The 16,897-nt window shown below is 42.5% G+C and carries 19 protein-coding genes; 12 read left to right on the forward strand and 7 right to left on the reverse strand.

Going from position 1 to position 16,897, the window contains the following annotated elements; genetic code table 11:
• Window positions 1–227 precede the first annotated feature (227 nt).
• From K8O68_RS03685 to K8O68_RS03695, 3 genes are all read left to right on the forward strand, one after another.
• Window positions 228–2,453 (forward strand): DEAD/DEAH box helicase, encoded by a 2,226-nt coding sequence (locus K8O68_RS03685; RefSeq protein WP_230895589.1) that lies wholly within the window; start codon window positions 228–230, stop codon window positions 2,451–2,453.
• A 199-nt stretch (window positions 2,454–2,652) separates the two neighbouring features.
• On the forward strand, window positions 2,653–2,979 hold the full coding sequence (locus K8O68_RS03690) for an SEC-C metal-binding domain-containing protein (protein WP_230895590.1): 327 nt from the start codon (window positions 2,653–2,655) through the stop codon (window positions 2,977–2,979).
• A 3-nt stretch (window positions 2,980–2,982) separates the two neighbouring features.
• Entirely contained in the window at window positions 2,983–3,141 is a 159-nt protein-coding gene (locus tag K8O68_RS03695; protein WP_230895591.1) for a hypothetical protein, read from the forward strand.
• 286 nt (window positions 3,142–3,427) lie between these two features.
• Here K8O68_RS03695 and K8O68_RS03700 read toward each other — a convergent pair whose 3' ends face one another.
• Complete coding sequence (locus tag K8O68_RS03700; protein ID WP_230895592.1) at window positions 3,428–4,318, reverse strand: fructose bisphosphate aldolase; 891 nt, start codon at window positions 4,316–4,318, stop codon at window positions 3,428–3,430.
• A gap of 514 nt (window positions 4,319–4,832) precedes the next feature.
• On the opposite strand from K8O68_RS03700, the gene K8O68_RS03705 reads away from it, so the two are divergent.
• From K8O68_RS03705 to K8O68_RS03720, 4 genes are all read left to right on the forward strand, one after another.
• A complete protein-coding gene (locus K8O68_RS03705; RefSeq protein WP_230895593.1) occupies window positions 4,833–6,245 on the forward strand; it encodes a hypothetical protein in 1,413 nt (470 codons plus the stop codon).
• 51 nt (window positions 6,246–6,296) lie between these two features.
• Window positions 6,297–6,506 (forward strand): hypothetical protein, encoded by a 210-nt coding sequence (locus K8O68_RS03710; RefSeq protein WP_093048581.1) that lies wholly within the window; start codon window positions 6,297–6,299, stop codon window positions 6,504–6,506.
• Window positions 6,507–6,821: 315 nt separating this feature from the next.
• Window positions 6,822–7,217, forward strand: coding sequence for a hypothetical protein (locus K8O68_RS03715; RefSeq protein ID WP_230895594.1), 396 nt, complete (start codon window positions 6,822–6,824; stop codon window positions 7,215–7,217).
• A gap of 258 nt (window positions 7,218–7,475) precedes the next feature.
• A complete protein-coding gene (locus K8O68_RS03720) occupies window positions 7,476–7,811 on the forward strand; it encodes a hypothetical protein (RefSeq protein WP_230895595.1) in 336 nt (111 codons plus the stop codon).
• 325 nt (window positions 7,812–8,136) lie between these two features.
• Here K8O68_RS03720 and K8O68_RS03725 read toward each other — a convergent pair whose 3' ends face one another.
• The 4 genes from K8O68_RS03725 to K8O68_RS03735 are packed head-to-tail and all read right to left on the reverse strand — an operon-like array spanning window position 8,137 to window position 10,444.
• Window positions 8,137–9,438: an FtsW/RodA/SpoVE family cell cycle protein gene (locus K8O68_RS03725; RefSeq protein WP_230895596.1), complete on the reverse strand. Its 1,302-nt coding sequence runs from the start codon at window positions 9,436–9,438 to the stop codon at window positions 8,137–8,139.
• Entirely contained in the window at window positions 9,438–9,893 is a 456-nt protein-coding gene (locus K8O68_RS03730) for a helix-turn-helix transcriptional regulator (RefSeq protein ID WP_230895597.1), read from the reverse strand. Before K8O68_RS03730 ends, K8O68_RS03725 begins: the two co-directional genes overlap by 1 nt.
• Window positions 9,890–9,997 carry a hypothetical protein gene (locus K8O68_RS21525; RefSeq protein WP_304618708.1) on the reverse strand — a complete coding sequence of 36 codons (108 nt, stop codon included), beginning with the start codon at window positions 9,995–9,997 and terminating at the stop codon, window positions 9,890–9,892. The genes K8O68_RS03730 and K8O68_RS21525 overlap by 4 nt, the downstream gene beginning before the upstream one ends.
• A gap of 12 nt (window positions 9,998–10,009) precedes the next feature.
• The gene (locus K8O68_RS03735) at window positions 10,010–10,444 is read right to left on the reverse strand and encodes a sigma-70 family RNA polymerase sigma factor (RefSeq protein ID WP_230895598.1); all 435 of its coding nucleotides are present in this window, start codon (window positions 10,442–10,444) and stop codon (window positions 10,010–10,012) included.
• A gap of 314 nt (window positions 10,445–10,758) precedes the next feature.
• Between K8O68_RS03735 and K8O68_RS03740 the strand changes: the two genes are divergently transcribed.
• Window positions 10,759–12,375: a glutathione ABC transporter substrate-binding protein gene (locus K8O68_RS03740; protein ID WP_230895599.1), complete on the forward strand. Its 1,617-nt coding sequence runs from the start codon at window positions 10,759–10,761 to the stop codon at window positions 12,373–12,375.
• Between the two features lie 144 nt (window positions 12,376–12,519).
• Here the strand turns inward: K8O68_RS03740 and K8O68_RS03745 are convergent, their stop codons facing one another.
• On the reverse strand, window positions 12,520–13,167 hold the full coding sequence (locus tag K8O68_RS03745; RefSeq protein ID WP_230895600.1) for a hypothetical protein: 648 nt from the start codon (window positions 13,165–13,167) through the stop codon (window positions 12,520–12,522).
• 322 nt (window positions 13,168–13,489) lie between these two features.
• Between K8O68_RS03745 and K8O68_RS03750 the strand changes: the two genes are divergently transcribed.
• From K8O68_RS03750 to K8O68_RS03760, 3 genes are all read left to right on the forward strand, one after another.
• Window positions 13,490–14,548, forward strand: a complete 1,059-nt coding sequence (locus K8O68_RS03750; protein ID WP_230895601.1) for a DmpA family aminopeptidase — start codon at window positions 13,490–13,492, stop codon at window positions 14,546–14,548.
• 212 nt (window positions 14,549–14,760) lie between these two features.
• On the forward strand, window positions 14,761–15,615 hold the full coding sequence (locus K8O68_RS03755; RefSeq protein WP_230895602.1) for a hypothetical protein: 855 nt from the start codon (window positions 14,761–14,763) through the stop codon (window positions 15,613–15,615).
• Between the two features lie 39 nt (window positions 15,616–15,654).
• Window positions 15,655–15,813, forward strand: coding sequence for a hypothetical protein (locus K8O68_RS03760; RefSeq protein ID WP_230895603.1), 159 nt, complete (start codon window positions 15,655–15,657; stop codon window positions 15,811–15,813).
• Between the two features lie 7 nt (window positions 15,814–15,820).
• Here K8O68_RS03760 and K8O68_RS03765 read toward each other — a convergent pair whose 3' ends face one another.
• Window positions 15,821–15,994 carry a hypothetical protein gene (locus K8O68_RS03765; protein ID WP_230895604.1) on the reverse strand — a complete coding sequence of 58 codons (174 nt, stop codon included), beginning with the start codon at window positions 15,992–15,994 and terminating at the stop codon, window positions 15,821–15,823.
• A 403-nt stretch (window positions 15,995–16,397) separates the two neighbouring features.
• Between K8O68_RS03765 and K8O68_RS03770 the strand changes: the two genes are divergently transcribed.
• A complete protein-coding gene (locus K8O68_RS03770) occupies window positions 16,398–16,775 on the forward strand; it encodes a GIY-YIG nuclease family protein (RefSeq protein ID WP_230895605.1) in 378 nt (125 codons plus the stop codon).
• Window positions 16,776–16,897 lie beyond the last annotated feature (122 nt).

A 16,897-nucleotide genomic window follows, 5' to 3' on the forward strand; every position in this document is an offset into this window, starting at 1 on the left:
TGGAAGAGTCTGGAAAGGAACCAGCCCGAAATCGTAGAAGTAAGAAGTATACTATAATTATATAATGGGAACTTGTGTTCGTAAACATTCTTTTGTTTAATAATAAAAAGAAAATAACTTTAGTCATTATTTGTGTGAAAGTGACTGTATGTATTTCTATTTTGAAAGTATTTATAGGTATAATTAAAGAAATACATTGATGCTCGCTAAGCGAATGGAGGGAGCTTATGTCGGTTGAAGAGCAGCTACAGGCAGCTTTAATGGAGTGTGAAAGGTTGAGAGAAGAGAATAAGAGATACAGAACACTTCTGGAACAGCACGGATTGCTGCCTCGGGATGTCACTCGTGAACAACGAGAGAAGGCGATTCGGAAACGTATAAGCCTATTTATGTCATTGTTTAAAGGCCGTGCAGATGTATATGCTGTTCGATGGAAAAAAGGTGAAAAGTCAGGCTATTCTCCGGTGACATTATCGAATGGCGACTTCGAGCCGATAACGCCAAATGTGATTTATGAGCACCTTTCCGGAAAGAAAACAGTAGGCGTTTATGCACTATCTAGCCAGCATAAATGCTGGTTTTTAGCTTTCGATTTTGACCGTTCAGGATGGGAGCCGGATGTAACAGCACTTTCAGAAGTATGTCGTCATTTTAATTTAGACGTAACGCTGGAGCGTTCGAGGTCTGGAGAAGGTTGTCACGTATGGATTTTCTTCTCGGAATCGGTGCCTGCATTGACTGCAAGAAAAATAGGGCAGAGTCTTCTGGAAAAAGCTTCAGAATTGAGAGGGAAGAAAAAACTATCTTCATTTGACCGTATGTTTCCGACCCAGGATACACTTAAAGAAGGTGGAATTGGGAATCTCATTGCTCTACCTCTTCAAGGAGAAAGGCGGAAGGAAGGAAAGACAATATTTATTGATAAACAGTTTAATGAAATTAATAATCAGTGGGGTTATTTAGAGAATAGACCAAGATATTCTTGGAAACAGTTGGACGCGAAGCTTGCTGATATGATGCGATCAGGCCAACCACTTGATGAATGTGCCGGTAGAGAAGGTGGTTTTCACAAGCAAGGGTTGGCGGTCCCAAAAAATATTCTTACGACAGAACAGCTTGAAGAGCTCAAACAAGTGTGCTCGTTTCATAACCCTGAGTACTATAAGGCTAAGGCAAATCGTTTCTCTACAAATCGAATTCCGAGTCGGATCTCAGGATATGACGAGACAGAGGAGTATATCCTTATACCGAGAGGAGAGGCGGAGGAATTGCGAGTTCAGCTGCCTGAACATAGGATTCAGGATAAGAGGTGTTACGGAAAAAAAATTAAAGCAAAGCTTTTAGCAACGCTTTATCCAATGCAGGAGGAGGCAGTTAGCGCGCTTCTTCCTCATCATTCGGGTACGCTATCTGCGGCAACAGGGTTTGGAAAGACCGTCGTAGCTGCTGGGTTAATTCATGAACGAGGGGTGAACACTCTTGTCCTTGTTCACCGTAACCAGCTCCTCGACCAGTGGGTTGCTAGCTTGCAGTCACTATTGGACATCGATTTGAATCAAATAGGCCGAATAGGTGGAGGAAAGCAGAAGCCTACCGGGATTATTGATATTGCCACAATCCAGACAATTCGTAATCGTCCCCTGCAACACCGCTACGGGCAAGTAATTGTAGACGAGTGTCATCATATCTCTGCTTATTCCTTTGAGGAAATTTTAAAAAAGGTAGATGCGGCGTATGTCCATGGGCTCACGGCTACTCCAGTGAGAAAAGACGGTCTTCATCCCCTCATGCTGATGCAATGTGGCCCAATTCGGTATAAGGTAACTTCGAAGAATATGGCAGACGTTAGAAGCTTCCATCACATTTTAAAGCCGAGGAAGACATCCTTTCAGCCCTTTAGGGAAGAGATGCCATACCAAAAGCTTCTGGACTACCTTGTAAAAGATGAAAAGCGGAATGACCTGATTTTTAATGATCTTTTGTTTGCCTTAGATAAAGGCCGCAGTCCGCTTGTACTGACCGAAAGAATAGAGCACGTAGAACTGCTTGCCAAAAGGTTAGAAGGGTTTGCGAAAAATATCATCATATTAACCGGCCAACTCAAAAAAAAGGAAAAGATTGCTTTGCAAGAGAAACTGAAGTATATACCAAAAACAGAAGAACGTGTTATTATAGCGACCGGAAAATATATAGGAGAAGGCTTTGATGACCCAAGGCTTGATACAATGTTTCTCGCAATGCCAGTTTCGTGGAAAGGTACGTTGGAGCAATACGTTGGCCGGCTGCACCGTGCCTATGATGGAAAGGATACTGTCGAAGTTTATGATTATGTGGACCACAATGTAGGGAAGTTACTGGCAATGTACGACAAACGTCTGAAAGGTTATAAGCGCCTCGGCTATGCGGTCGAAGGTAAAGAACAAACAGAAAAACGCCAAATGAGGCTGTTTTAATGGTTCAGGTAACTCAAAGTTATAATACTTGTACCGTTAAAATTGTGTGAAAAGGAGAGGTGGCAAATGGTTAATAAATATGCAGGCTGCCGTATTGAAAGGTGTGGAAGACCAGATACGTGCGGATGAACCGAAAGGTATAACCGAGGTTTTTAATAGACTGAAAAAATAAGGGTATACAGAACTGGAATCCAAGAAAATGATTGGCGCTGTCTTTATTAATGATTTCTATTATATGGTACAGGCAGGGGAGCTTTTTGATAGTGAAGGATATATGGCTAAACTCGAGAAGCTGCCGGATTACTATTTTGAACTAGTTGAAGGTGAAGAGGACATTGAGATTGAGAATTTATATGAGGAAAATGATAATTATTTACCACCGAATGATGCTATAGATTTGGTTAAAGATATGGAGGCAGATGATTTCCGGCAGGAACCCGTCAGAAGTGAAAAGATCGGCAGGAATGAACCTTGTCCATGTGAGAGCGGGAAGAAGTATAAGAAATGCTGTGGAAAAGGAGCGTGAATTATGACACTTCTGGAAGAATTTGATGAGCTGTTTGCCCCGTGGATTATGGAACGGGGCTTTGACTATTATGCGGAAGGCCGTGTCGGTGACATCAGAGAGGTTTCCCAAGGATGTTATAGAGCGGAGGTCAGCGGCTGTTCCCTATATTCTATTAGGTAATGCTTATTGGAGAGGCTCGGCCTTATACTTGTAGTCATCGGCTGGGGAACTCTACCTTATAATGCCGGCACTCTACCGTATAAAAGAGGAACTCTACGTTATAAATGGGGAACTCTACCGTATAGAAGAGAAACTCTACCGTATAAATACAGAACTCTACCATATAACAAATTTCGACAAAAATCCCCTCCTGTAAAACACACTCCCACGCCCGCGTCTCCACCCCATAGCTGCCAAAAAAAACCGGCCTTAAGTGCTTTCCTCAAGGCCGGTCTTTATTAAAAAATTAGTTTTTATTAACTGACGCGTCATAAATGGCGTCAACAGCGAGCTGAAGCTGCTGGTTGAATACTTCGTCAGACTGTTCGACGCTCAAGTCGCTGACTAACGCGCGTGAGAAGCTGGCAATCAGGCCATCGTTCTCTTTCAGTTTTTGGTTTGCTTCATCAAGCGGATAGCCGCCGGACAGAGCAACGACGCGAACGACGTTAGGATGGTCGATTAATTCTTTATACTCGTTCGCTTTTGTTGGGATGGTCAGCTTCAGCATGACGTGCTGGCTGTCAGACAGATCTTCCAAGTGCTTTAAAATTTCGTCCTTCAAGAGTTGTTCTGATTTTTCTTTGTCCGTACTGTTAATGTCGACTTCAGGTTCGATAATTGGGACGAGGTCTGCTTCGATAATTTGTTTTGCCACTTTGAACTGCTGGTCGACGACAGCTTTAATGCCTTCTTCATTTGGTTCGTGGATAACGGAGCGCATTTTCGTTCCGAAAATATGCCGTTCATTCGCACGGCGCAGCGTGTCGTCTAAATTATTTATATCCTTCATAAGCTGAACGCCATTTTCCTGATCAGCAAGCCCTTTATCGACTTTTAAAAAAGGGACGATGCCTTTTTCGGCGAGATAGTCGCCCGTATATTTCCCTTCAATTTCACGGTCCATTGTTTGTTCGAACAGAATTGAGCCAATAATTTGATCGGAATTAAAAGCTGGGGAGGTGATTATCCGCGTTCTCATTTCGTGCACCAGGTTGAACATATCCTCTTCACTGTCATAGGCATCCTCTGTCACACCATAAGCAGCTAAAGCTTTAGGAGTACTTCCGCCGCTCTGGTCGAGCGCCGCGATAAACCCCCGGTTATTCTTGATACGGTCAAAATGCTTTTCATTCATGCTTTTTTCTCCTCCTTTATTAACTCATTATTACAGTCTCTTCGATCATTCTAACATTTAAGAACCATCTTTAAAAAATGCCCCTTGAATGTCCTATATGTTAGGCTACCCTTAATAGAAAGACAGAAAACTCTCGGTTTATATTTCTGACCTCTCTGAATAAGAGAAAATTTCCATTTAACTAAGGAGTCATTACGGCTTCTTAAAGATTTTAAAAAAATAGTGTAATATATAACGAGAGAGACGGGACGGAAGGTGAAAGCTTGTTGAGAATACGCCTGAAAGGTTCTAACAAGACTTAGATGCTCACCTGCAGGAGGGGCACACGTCGTGTTGAAAAAATCAAGCTGTAAAGGCTTCCTATTTATGTTTGAACTCCTGGGAAAACCATCCACACAGTAAAAAAATTCGGATCTGCTTGCTGAAAAGATGCAGTTAGTTAATGACTAATCTTATGCTTTAGAGCAAGCCTGCATAATTGAATCAAAGGAAATATGAGTAAGGGAGGATGAACATGTCCGAAAAACAAGCAGCAGTAGAAGAACATACACATCGCTCACTTAGTGATCTGCTTAACAAATTGTCAAAAGAGGACCTTGTGAAATTACTGCTTGAAATAAATGAGGACAATAGATTATTTGGTCTTCAAGTTAAATTAAGGTTTTCAGATGGGCAAGATGACGTTAGTCTCTGCAGGGAGTTAATTAGAACCTGCTTCGATGCGGCCGGAATCTATAATTTTGAGATCGGGGCAGATATAGAAGATGCAGTAACAAAAGTAGAAATTGTACTGGAAAAGGCTGATGTAAGACGGGATGAGGGGAACACCGAGCTTGCGATGAAGATAGGTTTGATGGTTTATCAGGAAACCTATCCTCTCCTTCAAGAGGTATATAATCCAGAAGAGCTGGAAGGCTTTGTCGATAAAACTCTTAAACTCATCGATACAATAGCACAGGAGATAGCTAACGGGAAAAATGAAAAGCTGAAAAAGAAAGTTGCAGACGACCTTATGAGAACAGTAAATGATTTTTCAGACCGTGGCTACGATCATGATTTGAATTTGCCGTTAATGGAAGTGATTAGTCATTTTGGGAGCGACCCTGCCGTGAGGAAGAAACTTGAGGACAAGATACACTCAGAGCTTGAAGATTCCGGTGATTTTCACTTTATTAATGAGAATTATAAACTTTTTCAGCTGAAGCTTTTAGAGCGTTTTGGTGAGCCTGAGAAATTAAAGAAATTTGTCTATGATAACCTAAACCTAATGCCTTTAAGAAAAAAGGCCATTGATCAAGCGATAAAGCAGGAAGATTTCGCCGAGGCGGAGCGGCTGTGCATTGAAGGAGAAGAAGAAGCTAAAAAATGGCCAGTACCTCGAAAAGAATGGAAGGCTCTCCGCTATCATATCCATAAAATTGCAGGCAATCAGCAAGGCCAAAGGAATGCAGCTATGGAGCTGATCATTGAGGGGGATTTTGACTATTATCAACCTCTCAAAAAGCTGACGGCTCCAGACGATTGGAATAAAACTAAAGCCTCTATTATAAGGGAAATGGAAGAAGCACCTGAAGTCCAAGAGGCGTACATTTCTCTGTTAATAGAAGAAAACGAAACCGGGAAACTTTCATCTTATTTCGAAAGTAGACTGGATGATGTAACGAAATTATACCCCTATCTTCTTCCTCACTACAAGGATGAGGTTAAAAACCTTTTTGCAGCATCTATCCAAGCAAGCTCGTCAAGTGCCGGCAGCCGCAATAAATACAAATCAATTGGAGAAACTATTCGAATGTTTGGAAGCGTGTGCGGGATCAAAGAAGCGGAAAGCTTGATTGGACAACTGGAGGAGAAGTATAAGCATCGTTCGGCATTTAAAGAGGAACTTAAAAAGGTGAGAAAAAATTTGAGGAAGAAATCTATATAAAAATAGTGGTGATATTTAGGTTTATAGTTGTTCAGAAAGGAGTTGAAACAGGTGTCATTAACAGATATAAATGCCCACAAAAAGTGGCGGAAGGTTCCCGCTAATATTAGAAACAAATTGATTAACAACGTGTTTTGTCCTGATTGTTTTAATACGACTATTGTGAATTACGATTTGAAGACTCTCAAAAACGGTCTTTTACTTGAAGGAGACTGTAAACAGTGCGGGAAGAGTGTAGCCAGAGTGATCGAGGACGAGTGAGGGGCGCAAAGTTAAAATAGTCTGTGCCAGCATATATATTACTAAGAGCTGTTCATAATTATGGATAGCTCTTTTAATCTGGCAGCTAACCATGTTGGTTTTGGATGATCCCGGTTTAGCCGCGGAAATAAGTGGGTTGAACCTGCCCCTTTTGGAAGTAACTGGGGGGACAGACCCCCCAGTTACTTCCAGAAACATAGCCAGGGGGATGTGGCAAATTCCCGAACACTTCCGTTGACCGGTATAACGTGCTTACAGTTGTTAAGACTGAATAAATAATGATTATAATGCCGGACATTTTTAAGGAGTTAAGCTATGAAACCACTTTTACAATCCGCCGGCCTGCTTGCCGCATTATTTCTGATCATCTCCCCTGCAGGTTTTACCGTGGAAGCAGGCGGATTCAGCAAACAGCAGCTGATCGAAGAGCTTTACCAGCTGGAAAATGACGCGTACAACGCTATAGAAGATCTGATGCGCTCCTGGGCAGACAACGAGGACCCAGGTTTTTCCGATTACTATCGTCTATATAAGCAGGCGAAAGAGAGCGAAAGGAAAATTGACGAGCGTTACGAGTCTGTTTTAGCAGAGCTTGAAACAAAGTTGAAAATGTCAGAATGTGACGCCAAGCTCGTGTCGGAGATCGAAGCGTCTTACAACCGGAAAAAAGAAGAGGCGAGAAGCCGGCTGAAAGCGGAGGTATTAAACTGAAGTTTGAAAATTTTTACTTGTCGTACCCGCACGTTTTCCGCCATATGATTATAAACTGTAACTAGGCAAAAAACTGTATGGTCAGTCACTGACTTGTACAGTTTTTTTGCCGATGATAAGGCATAATGAAAATTATGTGAAAATTCAATTTTTAAGTTTTTTTGGGCCTGTAAATAGGGTATAATGGCTGTACTTTACTTAAATTTAGTTGGTTGCTGACTTAGTCTATAAACGTTTGAGTTGAAGGAGGTTATCACCATGAATAATTCAGGATGGCTGCGTGGGATGATGGCAAAGAAGATGAGTGCAGAGGCGTTTTGTGAGTGTGTGATGGAGTCAGTTTATAAAGAGATTAGAGCATGGGGCTGGAATGTCATTCTTCTGTATGACTGGCAGGAGGCTTCGGAACATGTGCCCGTGACGCTGATCCTTGATGGGAAAATGGTGAGGATTGACTTGACCAAAACAGAAGTAGAAAGCCAGCAGAAAAAAAGTCCCTATTCTGTTGATAAAATGATCTGGACAGCGATTCACGAGCAGGGGATTAAATTAAACAATAGCGTCTACATGAGATACGTCTGGATGCAGCCTTAAATTAGAAGTGGCGATGGCGGAACAACTTAAAATAAAGCTTCGTAGAATAAAAGGCTGAACGGGTTTAATTTATAGGTGCAAACAATTTATACACAAATAAAAACACATGAGATTTTAGACGAGAAATCTCATGTGTTTTTTTTGCTGTTTAACTTTATAAAATTCATTTAGTTATAGCAAAAATATATTGTGATCGAGATTTAAAATAATTTACGTACCATTTTCGGATAAACCACCGATAATTAAATAAATTAACCGAGGCTGATTTAGCCTTCGAGGGCATTTACCATTTGCCGCGTTATAAATTTAGCCTGTTAATGCTAAGTTAGGATGGTTTTTCAATAGCTTCAGGTTGAACAAGGTCTTTCCGGCGGTAGACGCTTAGAATCATACCTATAAATACAGAATAAATGAGCTGATAGCCAAAAGCGTAACTGATGAAAGGAAGGCTAACGCCAATAACGGGCACCCAGCCAAGCACCATGGCAATATTCCAGATTACTGAAAAACCGACCATACTGACTCCAGAAACGATAATCATATTGCCCAAGGGGTGTCTGGATTTTTTGATTGTAATGATCATTCGCGACATAAAAAGAGAAAGGATAAAAATTATGGTGAAGGCAGGGACCCACCCAAGTTGACCGATAATAGATGCTAAAATTAAATCGGTATGCCATTCGGGTAAATTCGTGGTGACTTCAGTAGAGGGCCCTTGTCCGACCCAAGCTGCCTGACTGGTTATTTGCCTAAGCAGAGAGGGAATGTATCCAGCACCGTTTAAGTCAGCTTCAGGATTTATAAAGGCGCTCAGTCGCATTCGCATCCCTTGCCCCAGGGTGACAGCAATAGTTGTGAAAAACATAATCACTGTTGTATTCGTTATAATAAATTGTTTTATTGCTCTTTTAGGTAGTGGCGCAAAAGCTGTAATGGTCATTGCAGTGAGAAAGTAAAACAAGGTTAAAGGGAGCTGGGGTATAGCTTGAAAAATAACGAGCGGAACCCATAGCATGGCTGTTGCCATAATCCACAGTCGCTTTCCTTTTAAACTTGAGAGCATGGCGGCATAGCTGAAAATGAAAAGCAGACTGATCGGCCAAATGGATAAGGTGAAGGATCCTATTCTTAAGTAGGCAGCTCCCCCGATGTAATAGTCTGACTGCAGCATCCATACGGATAAAAAGAGTCCAAGGGCGGATAATAACGGCCACCATTTTTCCAGTTTCCGGTAGTCAATGAGCATGAAAATAATAATTACTAGAACAGAGAGAAGAGCAGCATCAACTCTCCTGACGAGAAAGTACATATTTGTCGCTGCATAATTAGGAGTTAAATAATAGAAAGTGATAATTCCAGCTGCAAGAACCAATGCAAACAATCCTGCTAACACCCAATCCATTTTCGGTTTATGAATTTTATGCATTTCCCGTCCGATTGAACCCGGATCTCCCATTTGATTGACAGCCATTAGTTCTGCCTTTTCATCGCTGTAACCTTGACTGGTCAGATAAGATTTTTGCTCCTCGATATGATAAGTTAACTCTTTCTCCACGTACTGCTTTGCTTCTTTAGAACGGATATGATGTGTAACCTTTTGCAAAAATCTCTTCTTTGCGTCACTCATCAGGTTAGTCCCCCTTCAATTTGAAAAATGAGGGAGGCTTTCACCTCAGGGTCATGGGTTCTTTCCCATTCCTGCAGAAGTTTTTCGCCTTTTTTTTCAATAAAGTACCGCTTTAGGCGATGGCCGTGCTCTGTCACCCACTGAGAACGGATGACCTGTTTTTGTTCCATTCTGTGAAGGATGACATACAAATAGCCTTCTTGACTGGTGAATTCATCACTTTTTATGGTCTGTTTTAAATGATTCAGCAGTTCCAACCCTGTTTTTCCTTTTTGGAGTGAGAGGCTTTGCAGCAGGAAAATCCCGGTACTTTGCTGTAATTCCGTAAAGTCAGACGGGGACCGTTGTTTTCCAATCTGGTTCTTAATTTCTTCCTGTTGCTCCTGCGAAAAAGAAAAGTTGCGGAACACAGTCTGATCCATCGCCTTTTTTAAACCGTTTAACGGGTCTTTCATGTTGATTCCTCCTTCTCCAGAGCCTTTTTGATCATTTTCCTCGCACGTTTCAGTCTCGTTTTAATAGTGTTTTCATTTATTCCGTTTATCCTGGAGATTTCCAATGTAGTCAGGTCCTAGTAATAGTAGAGATAGACAGATTCTCGATACTTAATTGGGAGCTGAAGAACGGCCTGAACAATCCTCTCTTGTTCGGAACGGTTAATCACTTCCTGTTCAAGACTGTGCCCCTTTGTTTTAGCTGTATCAATGGCTGGGGCATGGAGGGTGACTTTCCGGTAGTGCCAGCTTTTTACATAATCTTTGCAGTGATTGATGGCAATCCGGTACAACCACGTTTTCATGGAGGCTTCCCCATTATACGTATGTAATTTGGTATAGGCCTTCAGGAAAATTTCCTGTGTCAGATCTTCCGCAAGAGCAGGATCTTTTACATATGTATAAGCAAGCTGTTGAATCTGCTGGCCATATGAGCTCATTAACTCTTGCAGCACGTGTTCATTTGTTTGCTCGAAGGAATTATTTCCTTCGGTTAATTTTGATTGATACACCGTACGAAAGCCCCCTTTCTCTATTACTTTGACGAAAGTAACGGAAGGTTCGTTTCAAAAATTGTAACTAATTTTAATTTACTAGTTTTAAAGTTTTGGATAGAAGACGTAAATACAATAAGACATTCAGGCCTGTCGGTACAAAAGAGGTCTGATAAAAAGATGAAATATAAGGGCCTTTGTCATCAACTAGACTGTCTATGTTCCATTTTGTGGAGGAGGCCTGCCAATTGAGAAACTGGTTAGAAAGGCTTGCAAATATCCGAGTTATCAGATAGGATTAAATAACAATAAAGTGATAGGGGGACATTTGTATGAAACATTGGTATTTAGTTGCGGGCGCTTTGGCGGTGTTAACCGGCTGCGCGGGAAACGGTGAGCCGCCTGAATCAGAAGAAACGGCCAACACACCAGACAATAGCAGCCCGGAAAATGAGGAGGTCGACGCAGATCCGGATGCTCTGACGGTTAATATGCAGTCGGACGTCAGTGCGCTTGATCCTCATTTCGGCAATGATCACGCGTCGCTTAACGTCAAGCGGACCATTTACGATACGCTTGTACGCACAGATGAGGATTTGGATATACATATGAGCCTGGCCGAATCATTTGAGCAGGAGGAGCCCGACGTTTGGGAGGTGTCGTTAAGAGAGGATGTCACGTTTCACGATGGGACGGAATTCAATGCTGAAGCGGTGAAAGTAAACGTGGAACGGATGCTTGATGAAGAGACGGCTTCTCCAGTGGCATTTATGTTCGAAATGATTGAAGAAGTGGAAGTAGTCGACGCCTATACTGTCCGTTTTTATACGGAGTATCCGTTTGCTCCGTTGAAACAGCATTTCGCACATCCTGCCGGTCAGATGATCAGCCCGGCTCTGATTGAAGAGGACCAGCAGGCAGTTGAGGATGACGAGCAGCCCGGATCTGTCATTAACGAGAATCCGGTCGGGACAGGCTTCTATAAATTCGACAGCCAGCAGGCCGGCGAAGAAATCCATCTTGTGAAAAATGAGGACTACTTCGATGGTGAAGCGGGAGCGGATGAATTAACTTTCCGAATCGTGCCGGAAGATCTGACCCGGGTCGGCGAGCTTGAGACCGATTCTGCACAAATAGTCGGCCATTTAAATCCGAATGATATTTCCCGTCTTGAAGAGAATGAGAACACGAAAGTAGCTCGTCACGACAGTGCATCCTTAGCGTACTTCGGTTTTAATACGGAAGTGGAGCCGTTTGATGACCCGGATGTCCGCCGTGCGATTGCCATGGCAATTAACAAAGATGATATTGTCGAAGGCGTCATGGGCGGAGCCGCCTTGAAAGCTGAGGGGCCTCTGGCTCCGCCAGTTACAGGTGCTTCAGACAATCTTGATCCAATTGAAGAAAACGTGGATGAAGCCCGCGACTTGCTCGAGGAGGCAGGATACGAAGACGGCATCGAGGCAGAACTGTGGACGGATGATTCCCGTGTCCGACTCGATACAGCAGAACTGATTCAAAGCTACCTTGCCCAAATCGGCGTTAATGTGGAGATCGTCTCTATGGAAAGCGGCGCCCACCGTGAACAAGTATCTGAAGGAGATCATGAACTGTTTCTTGGTTCTTGGGGCACCGTTACCGGCGATGCAGATTACGGCCTGTATCCCGTCTTTCATTCAGACAGCCACGGGATGACAGGGAACCGCATGTTCTACAGTAATGACGAAGTAGACGCCCTGCTCGATGCGGCGCGCTCGGAAATGGATCCTGAAGAACGCGATGAACTCTATCATGAAGCCCAGCAAATCATTGTCGATGAAGCGCCAATGGTACCCCTTTATCACGTCGAACACCTTGCAGGACTTCGCTCGGATATCGAAAACTTTTACATTCACCCGAGCAGCCTGTACGAAATGGTCGATGTCACCAGAACAATTGAAGAGGAATAACCCTCTTTTACGATTTAGCCGATGAATGCTGATTGCGCAGCCTTGGCGACAAAATCAAGTGGGCCTGCAATCTTTTTATCATATAAAAGGCCGGGAGAACTGATCTCCTGGCCTTTTTAATATCCTTTACCTGTTGCTTTGCTTTCAAGAATAAGATTTCACTATTTCATCAATAACTTCTATACGGTATTTCTCACGTACTTCATGAATGTCAGTAATCCCATATTCTTCTTTTAAGATGGGTTCTAAGTCCTCGCCTATAGCCCTTCTTTCATAAATATGTCTCGAAAATTGGAGATAAAGTTCCTCGAGACTATATCCTGATTCATCTGCAAGATAACGTTGTATATCAAGCTCTCCATCTTCTTCAGAAGAAAGTGCATCCTCTATTAAGGGCTTTAAATCTTCTTCAATCATATCCTCCACCCTTTCTTCCTCTAAAGTAACTCCGTATCTTTCAAAAGCTAACTCCTGCCACGTTTCTTCATACAGCATTCTTAATTGACTGCCTTCATATACCTGCTCTTTATCTGTTTCTCCCTCATAAGAAGAATAAATTAAGTAATATTGAACAAACCAATCTCTTTCTTCTTCTGGAAGACTAAGCTGGTCAGCTTGACTTAACGCTTCATCAATATCTGCTTTATTTGCCTCTGTCAGATCCCCTGACTGATGAATAACTGCATACAATTGATCTCTTATTTCCTTTTCCTCAGAAGCATTAAGTTCATTATCATTACAGGCACTTAACAATAAAATAAGCATTAACACAAATAATCCGTTTTTAATCAACCTTTCATCTCCCTTTTATACTTTTTATTAACTTCCTTCCGCTAACTAAATAAGCTTAATAATCTCTTGTGATTTTAACATTAATTCATTTGAAGATTGGGAGTAATAGGAAAAAAGTTCATTTTATTATTTTGCAAGCTGGAAGAAAGGAGCCTGTATTTTTACCCTTCATCGGAAAAATAGAGAGAGTCGGTAACAATCGAGTGAGTATTCTCCCTATTTGAGGCCGGCCAGCCTCAGTTAGGTAACAATCGAGGGCTGTATAATCAAATCTCTCGGGTTATAATTAAGAAAAAATGACAGGACGGGGAGGCTTACCATTTTGCAAAAGAGATTGAGAGATTACGGCATGACGATTGGCAGCCTGGAAACAGGGCCACGCAATAAAATAACGGATGTGAAAGGGGTCACTGTCGGCCACTCGACGATTGACGATGGCGAAATAAAAACAGGGGTGACCGCGATTTACCCTCATGGCGGCAATCTTTTTACCGAGAAAATGGTCGGCGCCACTTATGTATTGAACGGATTCGGCAAGGCGGTCGGCACGCTTCAGGTGGATGAACTTGGAACAATTGAGACACCGATCCTGTTAACGAATACGTTAAGCATCGGAGAAGTGACCAATAGCCTAATCACCTATATGCTCGAACATAACGAAGAAATAGGGACAACGACAGGCACAGTCAATCCGCTTGTGGCTGAATGTAATGATATGTTCTTAAATAATATTAGAAGCCAGGCTGTCAAGAAACATCATGTTTATGAGGCGCTTTCTGGTGCATCGGGTGAATTTGATGAAGGAGCGGTCGGTGCCGGAACAGGGATGAAGTGTTTCGGTCTAAAAGGCGGAATCGGTTCGAGTTCGAGAATCCTTTCGTACCCTCATGGCACGTATACAGTCGGCGTTTTAGTCCTTTCAAATTTCGGCCAGCTGGAGCATTTCCGGATGCCCGGGATTGGTCTTGCCGGTGAAAAAATAAAAGCAAACCTGGCTGAACATAGGGATGAAGAGGATAAAGGGTCGGTCATCATCGTGGTGGCCACTGATCTGCCTGTCGAGTCGCGGCAGCTTAAACGGATTATTAAACGGGCCGGTGCGGCGCTCGGCCGGACAGGCTCGTATATGGGAAACGGAAGCGGCGACATCTTTCTGGGCTTCTCAACGGCTAACCCGGTAAGCCATCACTCAAACGATACGCTGCAAAAATGTGAAACGATCCATGAGAATGATATTGACCAGGCATTTACAGCTGTCGCTGACGCAGCGGAAGAGGCGATTCTTAACTCGATGCTTACCGCAAAAACGACCACAGGCAGAGAAGGGAACACACTTGTTTCATTAGCGGAATTTATGGACGAGCTGACTGGTAATAATTAAGGATATATTTTAAGGAATTTAAGAGGGGGGGAAACAATCGCGAGGCTAAGCTTGGGATGCGTCAGGCATTCCAGGCTTTTTTGACTGATGACGGCTCCTAAAAAAGTACCCAACTGCCTGATAACCTGCATGAAAATCTCCTGTAAAAAATAAACATTTGATATACTGGAATTATAAACCATGCGATTAAACGAATGCAGAGGAGCGTGAAGATGTTTCGTTTATTCCAAGTCACCTCGCGGTTAGTAGACCGGGCTCAAAGCAGAAGGAGAGAAATTTACTTTCTTTCGATGACTGTTTTTATTGTTTTGTCAGCTGTGATCGGCGGAAATGTTTTTATAAAGTACTACAATGATCCGATGTTTGCCAATCCGGAAACGATTATGCAGCACTTTGCTACGCCATTGTTCATTGCGTTAGTGACAATGACCGCAGTATTGTTTTTCGGCTTGTTTTTTACAACCGTTATCTCTATGGCTCCGTTCAAAAGGTTAAGGTTTTATGAAATGGAATTTGAATTTGAGAATAAATATGCGAAAGAAATCATGGTGGCCAATCAATTTACATTTATCTCGACAATGCTAAATAATAATTCCAACACGATCCGGGAAATGATCAGTAATAACACGACGGAACTGCATGAAGTCGTTGAACAGCTTGCTTTAAAGTATAAGAGATTTGTAAACGAGTATAATAGCGGTGTTTTTCTGGAAATAGAAGTGTGTAAAGAAGAAGAGGTCACGGCTCCCCAGGAGAAAAAGCTTTTAGATGAAGTCAAAAAATCTCCGTACATGAGTAATACATTTGTGAACCGGGTTTTAAACGGGACGAATTTAATGGTAGGAGTCGTGGAATTTTCGCCTGATGTGGATCGCGTGGTGCTGATTGCGAGAAGCAATTACGACTATCCTTTTGACAACTACGACAAAGAATCGATTGCGAGCCTCATTGAATACTCGATTATCCTGTATGAGATGATTAATATGGTCACGCTATTGCCGGAGGAGTCGGATGAGGGAACAGATGACAGTGGAAATAGTGGCTCTGTTGATGATACAAAAAATTAAAGTCCTGTGATAAAATATGAATTAAAGGAGGCGGTTTTGATGGGGTTACCTATTGAGGAGAAGGATAAAAGACCTTATACGAGGGACCAGAAAGCCGTTTTGAACAAATACGCAAAGCTGCATAAACACAGTAGTGAGGCGACCTCGGCGACATTTTTTAATAAGCTGGATAAACGAATTAAACAAGCAAACCGCTAGTACTTAGTTACTTGCGGTTTTTTTTGTGAGCCAGACTTAAGCTGTCTCTTGGATCGTTAAAAGGAATCATAAACGGCTCGCCTGTTTTAACTTTAAGTCCTCGCAGCGGACGGCAGGCATGGGCAGGCTTTTTAGATGAGTATTTTCTCGCCAGATCCTTTAACAGTTTATTGTTTTTCATAGTGATGCACCTCGTATCATAGGTTTGGTTTTAAGTTGGCGTGTGTGTGGTCGTTCACGTAAAAAGGAACGGTTGATCATTGGATTCCAAGTTATGAAAAGGAGATAAGAGCCGCTCGTCTTGCGAAAGGGCAAGTAAGTGGACGATAAAAGAGAAATAAGAGCCGCTCGCCGTGCGTGAGAGCAGATGAGCGGACGATAAACCCGCCCAGGCTTTCACGCCGAAAGTCATTATTAATTTTTCTTAAAAAAAGCTAGTCGTAATACATCATATCCAGCTTTAACAGCAACTGTGCATCAAATTTTCTTTTCCCGGCTGTTATCCTGTTTGTTATTCTGCTTGGACATACGTATTTCTAACCACGGTATTTTTAATGAAAGGGTGACTGGAAGTGGAATGTCACATGTTTCAAATCAACGAAGGTGATACATTATACGCCATCACAGGGAGGATGCCTGAATCGGCAAGGAATATTACCATTGGAAAACTGGGAACTTTTTCTTTTCAAAAAGGCTTATATGTCTATGTAGGAAGCGCTAGACGGCGGATCGCTTCACGGATTAACAGACATGTACAAATTGAAAAGAAACTCCGCTGGCATTTTGATTACTTACGGCCTTACCTTCAAATTACAGATATTCAAACCTACCCGGGAGAAGAAGGGGAGTGCGGGCTTTTTCACAGACTGATGGAAGAGAAGAACGGCCGCATTCCAGTGAAAGGATTCGGGTCATCTGACTGCAAGTGTGCGTCACACTTGTTTTATACACCGGGTTATTAAAGGCAATCGCTCTCCCCTGAAGGCTGCCCGCAGGAAAAAGGGGGATGAATGCCCGGTTATTCAGTAGTCCCTTAACTTTAAATACAAAGTTAAGGGCTTTTTTATGTTGGAGGAGCCGCGGA

Source organism: Salipaludibacillus sp. CUR1, assembly GCF_021028955.1.
Classification (GTDB): domain Bacteria; phylum Bacillota; class Bacilli; order Bacillales; family Salisediminibacteriaceae; genus Salipaludibacillus.